General features: G+C 61.9%; 12 protein-coding genes. 7 read left to right on the top strand and 5 right to left on the bottom strand.

Annotation, left to right across the window (positions count from 1 at the left end):
- Positions 1-11: 11 nt before the first annotated feature.
- On the top strand, positions 12-1,352 hold the full coding sequence (locus CSQ95_RS07540; RefSeq protein WP_070220470.1) for a TolC family outer membrane protein: 1,341 nt from the start codon (positions 12-14) through the stop codon (positions 1,350-1,352).
- 69 nt (positions 1,353-1,421) lie between these two features.
- On the opposite strand, the gene CSQ95_RS07545 is transcribed toward CSQ95_RS07540, so the two are convergent.
- A complete protein-coding gene (locus CSQ95_RS07545) occupies positions 1,422-1,889 on the bottom strand; it encodes a DMT family transporter (RefSeq protein ID WP_099409045.1) in 468 nt (155 codons plus the stop codon).
- An 84-nt stretch (positions 1,890-1,973) separates the two neighbouring features.
- On the opposite strand from CSQ95_RS07545, the gene CSQ95_RS07550 reads away from it, so the two are divergent.
- Positions 1,974-2,888 (top strand): LysR substrate-binding domain-containing protein, encoded by a 915-nt coding sequence (locus tag CSQ95_RS07550; protein WP_099409046.1) that lies wholly within the window; start codon positions 1,974-1,976, stop codon positions 2,886-2,888.
- A gap of 4 nt (positions 2,889-2,892) precedes the next feature.
- Here the strand turns inward: CSQ95_RS07550 and gloA are convergent, their stop codons facing one another.
- The 4 genes from gloA to CSQ95_RS07570 form a co-directional block, all read right to left on the bottom strand.
- On the bottom strand, positions 2,893-3,300 hold the full coding sequence (gloA, locus tag CSQ95_RS07555; protein ID WP_099409047.1) for a lactoylglutathione lyase: 408 nt from the start codon (positions 3,298-3,300) through the stop codon (positions 2,893-2,895).
- Between the two features lie 125 nt (positions 3,301-3,425).
- On the bottom strand, positions 3,426-3,848 hold the full coding sequence (locus tag CSQ95_RS07560; RefSeq protein WP_070220462.1) for an OsmC family protein: 423 nt from the start codon (positions 3,846-3,848) through the stop codon (positions 3,426-3,428).
- Positions 3,849-3,948: 100 nt separating this feature from the next.
- Positions 3,949-5,259, bottom strand: coding sequence for a sorbosone dehydrogenase family protein (locus CSQ95_RS07565; RefSeq protein ID WP_099409048.1), 1,311 nt, complete (start codon positions 5,257-5,259; stop codon positions 3,949-3,951).
- A gap of 51 nt (positions 5,260-5,310) precedes the next feature.
- Positions 5,311-5,577, bottom strand: coding sequence for a hypothetical protein (locus CSQ95_RS07570; RefSeq protein WP_099409049.1), 267 nt, complete (start codon positions 5,575-5,577; stop codon positions 5,311-5,313).
- 262 nt (positions 5,578-5,839) lie between these two features.
- Between CSQ95_RS07570 and CSQ95_RS07575 the strand changes: the two genes are divergently transcribed.
- From CSQ95_RS07575 to dnaK, 5 genes are all read left to right on the top strand, one after another.
- Positions 5,840-6,811, top strand: a complete 972-nt coding sequence (locus CSQ95_RS07575) for an NAD kinase (protein ID WP_227742053.1) — start codon at positions 5,840-5,842, stop codon at positions 6,809-6,811.
- Between the two features lie 47 nt (positions 6,812-6,858).
- Positions 6,859-8,526 carry a DNA repair protein RecN gene (gene recN, locus CSQ95_RS07580; RefSeq protein WP_099409050.1) on the top strand — a complete coding sequence of 556 codons (1,668 nt, stop codon included), beginning with the start codon at positions 6,859-6,861 and terminating at the stop codon, positions 8,524-8,526.
- 298 nt (positions 8,527-8,824) lie between these two features.
- A complete protein-coding gene (hemH, locus tag CSQ95_RS07585; protein ID WP_099409051.1) occupies positions 8,825-9,934 on the top strand; it encodes a ferrochelatase in 1,110 nt (369 codons plus the stop codon).
- 344 nt (positions 9,935-10,278) lie between these two features.
- Positions 10,279-10,815 (top strand): nucleotide exchange factor GrpE, encoded by a 537-nt coding sequence (grpE, locus tag CSQ95_RS07590; RefSeq protein WP_034788734.1) that lies wholly within the window; start codon positions 10,279-10,281, stop codon positions 10,813-10,815.
- A gap of 91 nt (positions 10,816-10,906) precedes the next feature.
- On the top strand, positions 10,907-12,850 hold the full coding sequence (gene dnaK, locus CSQ95_RS07595) for a molecular chaperone DnaK (RefSeq protein ID WP_070290878.1): 1,944 nt from the start codon (positions 10,907-10,909) through the stop codon (positions 12,848-12,850).
- Positions 12,851-12,853: the final 3 nt, after the last annotated feature.

Here is a 12,853-nt window from a genome sequence, read left to right on the forward strand (position 1 = left end):
GGAGAAATGCAATGCGGAAACCCCTTATCGCCGTGCTGATGACCAGCGCCTTTGTCTCGATGACATGCTCGCTGCAAGCGCAGGCGGCCGATCTCATCCAGGTGTACCAGCAGGCGCTGGCCAATGACGCGCAGTACGCCAGTGCGCGCGCGGCCCTGTCTGCCGGGATGGAGCGGGTTCCGCAGGGGCTGGCAGGCTTGCTGCCGCAAATCTCCGCCTCGGGCAGCAATACGCGTGGCAATCAGGAACAGATCATTCAGAACAATGGCGGCAACAAGATCACTTCGCCGTCCGTCAACGTCCGCGCGAACAGCTACAACCTGACCCTGGCGCAGCCGCTGTTCCGCTGGGACCGTTGGGAAACCTACCAGCAAAGCAAGCTGGCGCAGGCGATTGCCGAAGCGCAATTTGCGCAAGTCCAGCAAGACTTGATCACGCGCGTGGCGCAAGCGTATTTCGACGTGCTCAGCGCGCAGGACAACCTCGGTGCCACGCAGGCGCAAAAAGTCGCTACGACGGAACAGCTGGCATCGGCCAAGCGCAACTTCGAAGTCGGCACGCAAACGATTACCGACACGCACGAAGCGCAAGCGGCCTACGACCTGGTGGTGGCGCAGGAATTTGCCGCCATCAATGACCTGGCCAACAAGCGCAGCGCCCTGCAAACCATCATCGGCGAAGCGCCGACGAGCCTGGCGCCGATGCGCGCGGGCGTGGTCATCAGCGCGCCGGAACCGGCCGCCATCGAGCCGTGGGTGAGCTCGGCGGAAGAACAGAACTACAGCGTCGTCACGGCCCAGTTCAACGTGGAATCGGCCAAGCGTGACATCGGCCGCAACCGCGCCGGCCACTATCCGACCCTGGATCTGATCGCCAACACGGGCCATACCTACACTTCGGGTGGCGGGACCGGCAGCGGCAATAACAATAACGCCATCGGCGTGCAGTGGAGCATCCCCATCTTCAGCGGCTTTGCCGTGACGAGCAAGGTGCGCGAATCGATCGCGCTGGAAAACAAGGCCCGCAACGACCTGGAAACGGCACGCCGCACGGCATCGCAAGGCGCGCGCCAAGCGTTCCTGGGCGTCAACAGCGGCCTGGCGCAAGTCAAGGCGCTGGAAGCGGCGGAAGTGTCGAGCAAATCGGCGCTGGAGTCGAACCAGCTCGGCTATCAAGTGGGCGTGCGTATCAATATCGACGTCTTGAATGCGCAGAAACAATTGTTCTCGACGCAAAAAGACCTGTCGAAAGCCCGCTACGACACCATCATGAACGGCTTGCGCCTGAAGGCTGCCGCCGGCACCCTGAAGGAAACGGATTTGATGCCCGTCAACGCCTTGCTCGTCAAGTAAGCGCGTTCGTGCTTTGAATGAAAACCAGCCCCGGCAACGGCGCTGGTTTTTTTTCGCCTGGCGTTGTGGTCACACGGCGCGGCTGTTGGCGAACTGGGTCAGCACGACACCGGCCACCACCAGGCCCGCGCCGGCCCAGTGCAGCGGAGAAATATGCTTGACGGCAAAACCCAGCAAGCCGTAGCGGTCGATGGCCAGCGCTGCCAGCATCTGCCCGCCGATGACGGCTGCCATGAAGGGGCCGGAACCCATGCGCGGCGCCAGCATCAGCGCGGCCGTAATATAAAACACGCCGGCCGCGCCACCGAGCCAGGACCAGCCCGGTCCGCGCACGGCGAGGTGGAGATCGGGCGCCGGCACCCGCCAGACCAGCATCACGAGCGACGCGAGCACGGCGCTGACGGCCAGCGAGGCGAGCGTAGCCCACAGCGGGTGGCCCAGGTTGCGGCCCAGCGCGGCATTCGCGCCCGCCTGGAAAGGGACGACGGCGCCGGCCAGCATGGCCAGCGGGGCAAACAAGGTGATCCATCCGTGCATGTGCGACTCCCTGCGTGTTGAGTTGATGGCGTCATCGTATTATGCTGTCATGATTAAATCCAATTCGTAGTTTGTCATCCAACTATGCACCAAACGAATAATCTGCGCGCCGTTGACTTGAACTTGCTGGTAATCTTGGACGCGCTGCTGAGCGAGCGCCATCTGTCGCGCGCGGCCGAGCGCTTGCACATGAGCCAGCCAGCCGTCAGCCATGCGCTGGCACGCTTGCGCCACTTGCTCGACGATCCGCTGCTACTGCGCGGCAAGGGCGGTTTCCAGCCGACGGCGCGCGCACTGGCGCTGGCGCGGCCGCTGGCCGAAGCCCTGCAAAGCGTGCGCTCCGTGCTCGGCGGCGCCGTCTTCGAGGCGGCCACGGCGCAGCGCGTGTTTCGCCTGGCCATGTCGGATTACGGCGCAGCGTTGATCTTGCCCGCTTTGCTGCGGCGTTTGCGCGTGGAAGCGCCCGGCATCGACGTGGCCGTCAGCTATGCCAGCCGTTCTGCCGTGGTGGCCGGCGTGCAAGATGGCGAGATCGACCTGGCGCTGGGCGTGTTCCCGCAACTGCCCGAACAGTTGCACAGGGAAACCTTATTCGAGGAAACGTTCATGTGCGCGCTCGATCCGGCCAGCCTGGCGCCGGGCGAATCCTTGAGCTTGCAGACCTATCTGGCGCGCCCCCATGTGCTGGTGGCGTCCGGCGAAGGCGGCATGGCGGCCGAAGTCGACGCGGCGCTGGCGCAGCTGGGCCAGGCGCGCCGCATCGCCGTGCGCGTGCCGTACTGGACGGTCGCACCGGATGTCGTGATGGGGACAGATTTGATATTGACGGTGGCGCGGCGTGCCTTGCAGGGCATTGAGGCGCAGGGGCTGGCGCTGTGCTCCGCGCCGTTTGCCATCGCACCGTTTGCGTTTGAAGCGATACGGCACCGCCGCACGGACGGCGATGCGGGGATCGCCTGGCTGCGTGCGGCCATTGCGTCGGCCGCCGAGCCAGGCTGACGTCTTACAGGCCGGCGCCCTGGCCGTCGAACTTGCGTTCGATCAATTCGATCTTGTAGCCATCCGGGTCGGTGATGAAGGCGATGACCGTGTTGCCGCCCTTGACGGGACCCGGTTCGCGCGTGACGTTGCCGCCGTTCGCGCGTGCCGCGTCGCAAGCGGCGACGATATCGTCGGCCGAGATGGCGATGTGGCCGTATGCCGTGCCCAGCTCGTAGCTGGTGGTGCCATAGTTATACGTCAGTTCCAGTTCCGCGTGGTCGGGGTTCGCGCCATAGCCGACGAAAGCCAGCGTGTACTGGTATTCCGGATTGTCGCTGGTGCGCAGCAGCTTCATGCCCAGGACGTTCGTGTAAAAATCGATGGAGCGCTGCAGGTCGCCGACCCGTAACATGGTGTGCAAAATACGCATCGTAAATCCTTGATATGAATAGGGGAATGGCAGGATTTTATGCGTTTTACGGCTTTCTTGCCGAGACCGCCCCGGCTGCCCTGGTGGCAGGACAGCCGCGGACGGTGACGTTAGTGCCTCTGGAATTACTCCAGGCGGGCGTCCAGCGTGATTTCTGTGGCCAGCAACTTCGATACGGGGCAGCCGAGCTTGGCGCGCAGGGCCGCGTCCTGGAACGCTTCGTCAGTGGCGCCGGGAATGGTGGCCACCAGGGTCAGGTGCACGGCCGTGATGGCATAGCTGCCATCGATTTTTTCCAGGCTGACGTCGGCCGTGGTTTTCAGGGCCGTGGCGCGCAAGCCCGCCTCGCCCAGTTGGCCGGACAGGGCCATGGTAAAGCAGGCCGCGTGGGCAGCGCCGATCAGTTCTTCCGGATTGCTGCCGGGACCGTCTTCGAAGCGCGTGTTGAAACCATAGGCCACATTGTCGAGCGCGCCGCTTTGGGTGGAAATAAAACCTTTGCCGTCTTTAAGGCCGCCGCTCCAGACGGCTGATCCTGTTTTTTTCATGATGTACTCCTTGCGTGGTTCGAAGGTCCATCATGCGCGCCCCACCTTTGCCCTTCCGTTCGTTGCGCCACACAGGGGGCGCATGCGCGGCGCCAATGTGTCACGGCGCCGGCGTCACGCGCCAGATGACGTTGCCCACGTCGTCCGCCACCAGCAGAGCGCCCGCCTTGTCGACGGCCACGCCGACGGGGCGTCCCTGCGCCTTGCCATTGCCGTCGAGGAAGCCGTTGACGACGTCCTGCGGCGGCCCGCTGGGTACGCCATCGGAGAAGGGTACATAAATGACTTTATAGCCGCTGAAGGGCTTGCGGTTCCACGAGCCGTGCTGGCCGATGAAGGCGCCGCCCCGGTAGCGTTCCGGCAGCAAGGCGCCATCATAAAACGCCAGTCCCAGCGAAGCCGTATGCGCGCCCAGCGCGTAGTCGGGTGCAACAGCCGTGGCCACCAGTTCGGGACGGGGCGGCTTGACCCGCGCATCGACGTGCTGGCCGAAATAACTGTAGGGCCAGCCATAGAAGACCCCTTCCTTGACGGACGTCATGTAGTCGGGCACCAGGTCGTTGCCCAGCTCGTCGCGCTCATTGACGGCCGTCCAGAGGGCGCCCGTCCTGGGCTGCCAGGCCAGTCCCACGGGATTGCGCAAGCCTGTCGCATACACGCGAGCCTTGCCCGTCGCCCGCGTGAATTGCCAGATGGCGGCGCGGCCATCTTCGGCCGCCATGCCGTTTTCGCCCACGTTGCTGTTCGAACCGACGGCAACATAGAGAAATTTGCCGTCGGGGCTGGCGACGACGTTCTTGGTCCAGTGGTGATTGATGGGGCCGCCCGGTAAATCCATCACCTTGACGCCGGGCGCCGTGATGGCTGTCTGGCCTTCCTTGTAAGGAAAACGCATCAAGGCGTCGGCATTGGCGATGTACAGCTCGTTACCCACCAGGGCCATGCCGAATGGCGAGTTCAGTCCCTGCAGGAACACGCTGCGCGTCCGGGCCGCGCCGTTGCTATCCATGCCGCGCAGCAGGGTGATGCGGTTGGCGCTGGGCGTAGCCGCGCCCGCCTTTTTCATTTGCATCTGCATGATGGCGCCCTTGATGCCCTTGCCGTCGTCCGGTTTCGGCGGGGCGTTCGTTTCCGCCACGAGCACGTCGCCGTTCGGCAAGACGTACAGCCAGCGCGGATGGTCGAGGTCGCGCGCATACGCATGGATGGCCAGGCCCGCCGCGACAGCGGGGCGCTGCCCGGCCGTCCAGCGCTGCACGGGGGCGACGTTGACGGTGGGAATCAGCTGCTTGTCCGGCGCAGGCAGCACGGGCTGCGGGCCGAAGCCCACGGGCATGGCGGGCGCCTGGGCATGGGCGAGATTGGCGCCGCAGGCCGCAGCCATCAGGAAGGAACGGGCGTAACGGTGCATGACTTACTCCGGAGCATGAACAGTGCGAGCAGCAGCGCGTGACCGTTGGAGTCAGCGCGCCTTCTTTGGTTCCAGGTGCGCGTCGGGACGGGCTTGCTGCGGCGCGGCGGGCTTGACCTTTTCCACGCCCGGTTGGGCGTGCAGGTCCGTATCGACCAGTCCTTGCTCCAGGTCGCTGGCCGCTTGCTGCATGATCTTGTGTGGGCGCACGTTCTGCGCATCGGGCGATTCGTCGCGCTCGTGCGGCAGACGGTCGATGCCGTCATTCTTGACCTTTTCATCGGTATTGATCTTGCGTTCGCTATGCTGGGTAACCATATGGCCTCCTGACAGAAGAATTGACGTGGGATCAGTGTCCTGCCGCGCCAGGCTGCCTGCAAGCGGATTTGTCCATGCAGGGAGCGCTGGCGCACGCATGGATGATTCTTTTTCTGCGCTACACTGCGTGCAACACCAAGAACGCCCCTTGCGGGCACACGGCAGCCGCACTATACTGTGGATATATACAGTATCATGCGATGCCGGCGTGCGACGCGACAGCCAGGGGCGGTTTGCCACCGAATTCACTACCGAGATTTTTATGCCCGTCGATAACTACGCCGACCAGCGAGCCGAACAGCCAGCCGCGACCTTGCCAGCCCCGGGCGAGCGCTTCAACCTGGGCGCCAAGACCATTGCCCTGGTCGTGCGCCAGAATACGGATGGTATTGCCGAACCCGTGAAAAGCATCGTCGATTTCCTGCAAGTACTGGGCCACACGGTGGTCTTCGAGGCGGAGACGGCCGCGCACCTGAACCTGGCGTTTCCCGGCGTGCGCGCCATGTCGCCGGCCGAGATCGGCGCCGCCGCCGATTGCGCCATCGTCATGGGCGGCGATGGCACCATGCTCGGCATTGCGCGCCAGCTGGCGCCATTCGACGTCCCCTTGATCGGTATCAATCAGGGGCGCCTGGGTTTCATGACCGATATTCCGCTTGAGCGCATGCTGCCCGTGCTGGCGCAAATTCTCGGCGGCCGCTTCAAGGCCGAGCGCCGCACTTTGCTCGAAGGCAGCGTGCTGCGCGACGGCGAGTCGATTCACGTGGGCATGGCCGTCAACGATGTCGTCGTCTCGCGCGGCGGCGGCGCCGGCATGGCCGAATTGCGCGTCGAGGTCGACGGTCACTTCATGTACAACCAGCGTTCGGATGGCTTGATCATTTCCACGCCCACGGGCTCGACCGCGTATTCGCTGTCGGCCGGCGGTCCGCTGCTGCATCCGACCCTGGGCGGCATCGTGCTCGTGCCGATCGCCCCGCATGCGTTGTCGAACCGCCCCATCGTCCTGCCCGATTCCAGCCAGATCGTGGTGGAAATCGTGCGCGGGCGCGATATCAGCGTCAATTTCGACATGCAGACCTTTGCCAGCCTGGTGCAGCAAGACCGCATCCTGATCCGCCGTTCGCCGCATACGATTACCTTCCTGCATCCGGAAGGGTGGAGCTACTACAACACCCTGCGTGAAAAACTGCACTGGAACGAGTACCCGTCGGGCGAGGGCAAGCTCAGCTAATAGTTTCTCCACCTCAACCCGCGGTGCGCCGCCTAACCACAGAAGCCATGCTCCATACACTGTCCATTCGCGATTTTGTCATTGTCGATACCATTGAACTGGAATTTTCCGCCGGCTTCAGCGTGCTGACGGGCGAGACGGGCGCCGGCAAGTCCATCCTCATCGATGCGCTGACTTTGGCGCTGGGCGGGCGCGGCGACGCCAGCGTGGTGCGCGAAGGCGCGGCCAAGGCCGACATCACGGCCGATTTTTCCGTCAGCGAAGTGGCGCAGGCCTGGCTGGTGGCGCATGAATTCGCCAACGACGATGGCGGCGCCCTGCTGCGCCGCGTGATCGACAATGCGGGCCGCTCGAAGGCGTATATCAACGGCATTCCCGCCACGGCCGCCCAGCTGCGCGAACTGGGCGACATGCTGGTCGATATCCACGGCCAGCACGCGCACCAGTCCTTGCTGAAAAGCGAAGCGCAGCGTGCCTTGCTCGACGGCCAGGCGACGGCGCGCGAAGCGGGCGCGGAGCAGGATGCGCGGCAAGTGGCGGCCCTGCACAAGCGCTGGCGCGCCCTCGTGCGCCAGCGCGAGGAATTCGAAACGAATGCCGCCAACGTGCTGTACGAGCGCGAACGCCTGGAATGGCAAGTGGGCGAACTGGAAAAGCTGGCCGCCAAGCCCGGCGAATGGACGGAGATCACGAACGAGCACAGCCGCCTGTCGCACGCGGCCAGCCTGCTGGAAGGGGCGCAGGAAGCCCTGGCGATCATTTCGGAACAGGAAGATCATCCGATCGTGTCGCAACTGTCGGCCCTGAACCAGAAGCTGGGCAAGCTCGTGTCCGTCGATGCGGAATTGCAGCCGATCGTCGACCTGATCGAATCGTCGCGCATCCAGCTGCAGGAATCCGTTTATGCGCTGAACAATTACCTGGACCGTGTGGAACTGGATCCGGAGCGTCTGCACCAGCTCGACGCGCGCATGGAAGCCATGCACAGCACGGCCCGCAAATTTCGCGTCACGCCAGAAGAATTGCCGGAGGAACACGCCAAGCTGTCGGAAAAGCTGCAGCACCTTGCCGACGCTTCCGATATCGAGGGCTTGCTGCGCCAGGAAGCGAAGATCGAGGCCGAGTACCGCGCCGTGGCCGAGCGATTGTCCGCCACGCGCCGCGCCGCCGCCCTGGAACTGGGGCAAGCCGTCACGCGCGCCATGCAGGAACTGAGCATGACGGGCGGCAGCTTTGAAATCGCCCTGCACCCGTGCGAACCGGCCGCGCATGGCCTCGAGCAAGTGGAATTCCTCGTCGCCGGCCACGCGGGCACGGCGCCCCGTTCGCTGGCCAAGGTGGCGTCCGGCGGCGAACTGGCGCGTATCGCGCTGGCCATTTCCGTCATCACTTCGCACGCCACCACCACGCCGACCCTGATCTTCGACGAGGTCGACAGCGGCATCGGCGGCGCCGTCGCCGAAGTGGTGGGGCGTTTATTAAAACGCCTGGGGCAGGGACGGCAAGTGCTGTGCGTGACCCACTTGCCGCAAGTGGCGAGCCAGGCGAATCAGCATTTCCAAGTGGCAAAAAGTACCCTGGACAACGGCAAGACGGCGTCGCGCATCGACATGCTCGACGCCAAGGCCAGGGTGGAAGAAGTGGCGCGCATGCTGGGCGGCCTGGAAATTACGGCCACCACGCGCAAGCATGCCCGTGAACTGCTCGCGATTTGAACGCAGTCTTGCACCCCGGGGTCAGACCCCCGGATGTGTTGGCGCTGAGCTTGGCGTTAGCGGCATTGAGGGTCTGACCCCAGCCTTTGCTTGTGGGGTAAATCGTGCCAACAGCCATCGTTCCCGCGACGGATGCCCCCCGGATGCGTTCGCGCTGAGCTTGACGTTAGCGGCGTAATCGTAAATTGGCGGGTCTGTCCCTGCGGGACCGGAATACGCCCCACTGGGGCATATTCCCCCCTGCACCAATGCAACTATAATAACTGTCTAATCCATCCAACGCCTTCGAAGAGCCTTCATGTCATTTCAAACAGAACCGCCGTACACGCATGGCAGCATCGACCGCAGCGCCGTGGTGCTGGTCAACCTGGGCACGCCCGATGCGCCGACCTCGTCGGCCGTGCGGCGCTACCTGAAGCAATTTTTGTCGGACCCGCGCGTGGTGGAGATACCCCGCCTCGTCTGGTGGTTCATCCTGAACCTGATTATTTTGCCATTCCGCTCGGGCCAGTCGGCCAAGAAATACGCATCGATCTGGACGCGCGAGGGCTCGCCCCTGAAAGTGCACACGCAAAAGCAGGCGAAACTGCTGGCCGGCGCCCTGGCCGAACGTGGCCACGATGGTGTGACCGTGGCCATGGCCATGCGCTACGGTTCGCCTTCCTTGCCCGAGGTGCTGGCCCAGCTGAAAAGCGAAGGCTGCGAGCGGATCGCCATCCTGCCGGCCTATCCGCAATATTCGGGCACGACGACGGGTTCCATCTACGACGCCGTATTCGCCCATTACGCTACCGTGCGCAATGTGCCGGAATTGCGTTTCATCAAGCAATATCACGAGCACGACACGTATATCGACGTCTTGCGCGATTCCGTGCTGAACCACTGGGAAGCGCATGGCCGTCCGGAAAAACTGGTGATGAGCTTTCATGGCGTGCCCAAGCGCACCTTGCTGCTGGGCGACCCCTACCACTGCCAATGCCTGAAAACGGCGCGATTGCTGGCAGAAAAACTGAAATTAACTAAAGAGCAATACGTGGTGACCTTCCAGTCGCGCTTCGGCAAGGCCGAATGGCTGCAGCCGTACACGGCGCCCACCCTGGTGGCGCTGGCGCAGCAGGGCGTCAAGCGCGTCGATCTGCTGTGTCCTGGCTTTACCAGCGATTGCCTGGAGACGCTGGAAGAGATCGCCATGGAAGCCAAGCATGATTTCGAGACGGCCGGCGGCCAGCACTTCCATTACATCGCCTGCCTGAACGAAACGCCGGCCTGGATCGCGGGCATGGCGGAAATTGCGGAGCAGCATATGATCGGCTGGCCGACGATGAAGACGGCGCCGCAGCGCGACGCGGACAAGAAGGCGGGCGAGCAGGCGCGCGCGGCGGCGCTGGCACTGGGCGCGGCGAATTAAAGATAATTAATTTTTTCACAATCAAAAGCCGCGCTTGCGCGGCTTTGTCATGTGTGGCGCGACAAAAGTACTATCCAGATAGCAACGCCGCCAGTGGCGATGGCCGTGGCGGGGCTGGTAGAATGCCCGCTTTGCCCGGGGAAGCCTGGAAAATCAAGGGGGCGCGCACGGCTCACTGGCCGAAATGGGTCGCCTTTTGTAATAAGCTGTAACATGAATCGCTGTAATTCTGGTTTTGCCGTGTATACCCCTTGAAACAATAGGATATAGCCCCATCTGCCCGTTAGTGTTGTAAAGATAGTTAGACTAACTCATTTAAGTCATTGATTGTAGGAGCTTTCTAGATGCAAGATCAGGAAAACCAAGCTGTACCTAATCCGCAAGCGGACGCCGCGGCGACTGCCCCATCGACTCCCGCAGAGCCTACTTTGGAAGAGCAGCTGGCGAGTACCGAAGCGCGTCTTGCAGAGATGCACGATGCCTTCATGCGCGCCAAGGCCGATGGCGAAAATATTCGCCGCCGTGCGCAGGAAGATGTTGCTAAAGCGCATAAATTCGCAGTGGAAAGCTTTGCCGAAGCCATGGTGCCGGTGAAAGACAGCCTGGAAACGGCGCTGACGGTGGAAGCACCGACCATCGAATCGCTGAAAGAAGGCGTCGAGATGACCCTGAAGCAACTGAACGCCGCGTTCGAGCGTAACCGCCTGGTGGAAGTCTTGCCAGTGCAGGGCGAAAAGCTCGATCCGATGAAACACCAGGCCGTTGCCGTGGTGCCAGCGGAGCAGGAAGCCAATACCATCGTGTCAGTCTTGCAAAAGGGCTATATGATTGCGGACCGCCTGCTGCGTCCAGCCATTGTCACGACCGCGCAAGCAAAATAATCAGAGTGCGGCATCAAGCAAGCCTTGAAACCATGCCGCTTTGCCACATATAAGAACCATCTGAAATCTAGCAAATAAAAGGAAAAAAATCATGGGTAGAATTATCGGTATCGATCTGGGAACCACGAATTCCTGCGTTTCCATCATGGAAAACGGTCAACCAAAGGTAATCGAAAACGCTGAAGGCGCACGCACGACGCCGTCGATTATTGCTTATCAAGAAGATGGCGAAATTCTCGTCGGCGCGCCAGCGAAACGCCAGGCCGTGACCAATCCGAAAAACACGCTGTACGCAGTCAAGCGTCTGATCGGTCGCAAGTTCGACGAAAAAGAAGTGCAAAAAGACATCGCGCTGATGCCGTATCAAATCATGAAAGCCGACAACGGCGATGCATGGATCGGCGTACGCGACAAAAAACTGGCGCCGCCGCAAATTTCGGCTGAAGTCCTGCGCAAGATGAAGAAAACGGCAGAAGACTACCTCGGTGAAGAAGTCACCGAAGCCGTCATCACCGTGCCTGCGTACTTCAACGACTCGCAGCGTCAAGCCACCAAGGATGCCGGCCGTATCGCTGGCCTGGACGTCAAGCGCATCATCAACGAGCCAACCGCGGCAGCGCTGGCATTCGGCCTGGACAAGACCGAAAAAGGCGACCGTAAAATCGCCGTGTATGACCTGGGCGGCGGTACGTTCGACGTGTCGATCATCGAAATCGCAGATGTTGATGGCGAGAAACAATTTGAAGTGCTGTCGACCAACGGCGACACCTTCCTGGGCGGCGAAGACTTCGACCAGCGCGTCATCGATTACATCATCGACGAGTTCAAGAAGATCAACGGCATCGACCTGAAAAAAGATCCGATCGCCCTGCAGCGCATCAAGGCTTCGGCCGAGCGCGCGAAGATCGAATTGTCGTCGTCGCAGCAAACCGAGATCAACGAGCCGTACATCGCCATGGCGAACGGCGCGCCGGTCCACTTGAACCTGAAGATGACCCGCGCCAAGCTGGAATCGCTGGTGGAAGAGCTGATCACGGCCACGATGGAACCATGCCGCACCGCTATCAAAGATGCAGGCGTGAAAGTGTCGGACATCGATGACATCATCCTGGTCGGCGGTATGACCCGTATGCCGAAGGTGCAGGAAAAAGTGAAGGAATTCTTCGGCAAGGATCCACGCAAGGACGTGAACCCGGACGAAGCCGTTGCCGTGGGCGCAGCGATTCAAGGTTCGGTCCTGTCGGGCGAACGCAAGGACTTGCTGTTGCTGGACGTCACTCCTCTGTCCCTGGGTATCGAAACCCTGGGCGGCGTGATGACCAAGATGATCCACAAAAACACGACGATTCCGACCAAGTTCAGCCAAGTGTTCTCGACGGCCGACGACAACCAGCCTGCGGTGACCATCAAGGTCTTCCAGGGTGAGCGCGAAATCGCTGCCGGCAACAAGGGTCTGGGCGAATTCAATCTGGAAGGCATCCCGCCAGCATCGCGCGGCACGCCACAGATCGAAGTGACCTTCGACATCGACGCCAACGGCATCTTGCATGTCGGCGCGAAAGACAAGGCCACCGGCAAGGAAAACAAGATCACGATCAAGGCCAATTCCGGCTTGACCGAGGCTGAAATCCAGAAGATGGTGAAAGACGCCGAGCTGAACGCGGAAGAAGACAAGAAGGTCAAAGAATTGGCCGAGTCGCGCAACCAGGCCGATGCTCTGGTACACTCGACCCGGAAATCCTTGACCGAATACGGCGACAAGCTGGACGCGGGCGAGAAAGAGAAGATCGAAGCGGCGATCACCGACCTGGAAGCAAGCATCAAGGCCGGCGACAAGGCTGAGATCGACGCCAAGGTGGAAGCACTGTCGAGCGCATCGCAGAAACTGGGCGAAAAAATGTATGCCGACATGCAAGCGCAGCAAGCTGCCGGCGGCGCGGAAGGTGCACAGCAAGCTGCTGGCGCATCGGATGCAGGCGCCAAGCAGGACGACGTTGTCGACGCTGACTTCAAGGAAGTCAAAGACAGCAAGTAATTG

The organism is Janthinobacterium sp. BJB304 (assembly GCF_002735765.1).
Classification (GTDB): Bacteria; Pseudomonadota; Gammaproteobacteria; order Burkholderiales; family Burkholderiaceae_D; genus Janthinobacterium.

Coding starts and splice junctions, on each gene's coding strand:
- CSQ95_RS07540 (WP_070220470.1), top strand. CDS start 12: ATGCGGAAACCCCTTATCGCCGTGCTGATGACCAGCGCCTTTGTCTCG.
- CSQ95_RS07545 (WP_099409045.1), bottom strand. CDS start 1,889: ATGCACGGATGGATCACCTTGTTTGCCCCGCTGGCCATGCTGGCCGGC.
- CSQ95_RS07550 (WP_099409046.1), top strand. CDS start 1,974: ATGCACCAAACGAATAATCTGCGCGCCGTTGACTTGAACTTGCTGGTA.
- gloA (WP_099409047.1), bottom strand. CDS start 3,300: ATGCGTATTTTGCACACCATGTTACGGGTCGGCGACCTGCAGCGCTCC.
- CSQ95_RS07560 (WP_070220462.1), bottom strand. CDS start 3,848: ATGAAAAAAACAGGATCAGCCGTCTGGAGCGGCGGCCTTAAAGACGGC.
- CSQ95_RS07565 (WP_099409048.1), bottom strand. CDS start 5,259: ATGCACCGTTACGCCCGTTCCTTCCTGATGGCTGCGGCCTGCGGCGCC.
- CSQ95_RS07570 (WP_099409049.1), bottom strand. CDS start 5,577: ATGGTTACCCAGCATAGCGAACGCAAGATCAATACCGATGAAAAGGTC.
- CSQ95_RS07575 (WP_227742053.1), top strand. CDS start 5,840: ATGCCCGTCGATAACTACGCCGACCAGCGAGCCGAACAGCCAGCCGCG.
- recN (WP_099409050.1), top strand. CDS start 6,859: ATGCTCCATACACTGTCCATTCGCGATTTTGTCATTGTCGATACCATT.
- hemH (WP_099409051.1), top strand. CDS start 8,825: ATGTCATTTCAAACAGAACCGCCGTACACGCATGGCAGCATCGACCGC.
- grpE (WP_034788734.1), top strand. CDS start 10,279: ATGCAAGATCAGGAAAACCAAGCTGTACCTAATCCGCAAGCGGACGCC.
- dnaK (WP_070290878.1), top strand. CDS start 10,907: ATGGGTAGAATTATCGGTATCGATCTGGGAACCACGAATTCCTGCGTT.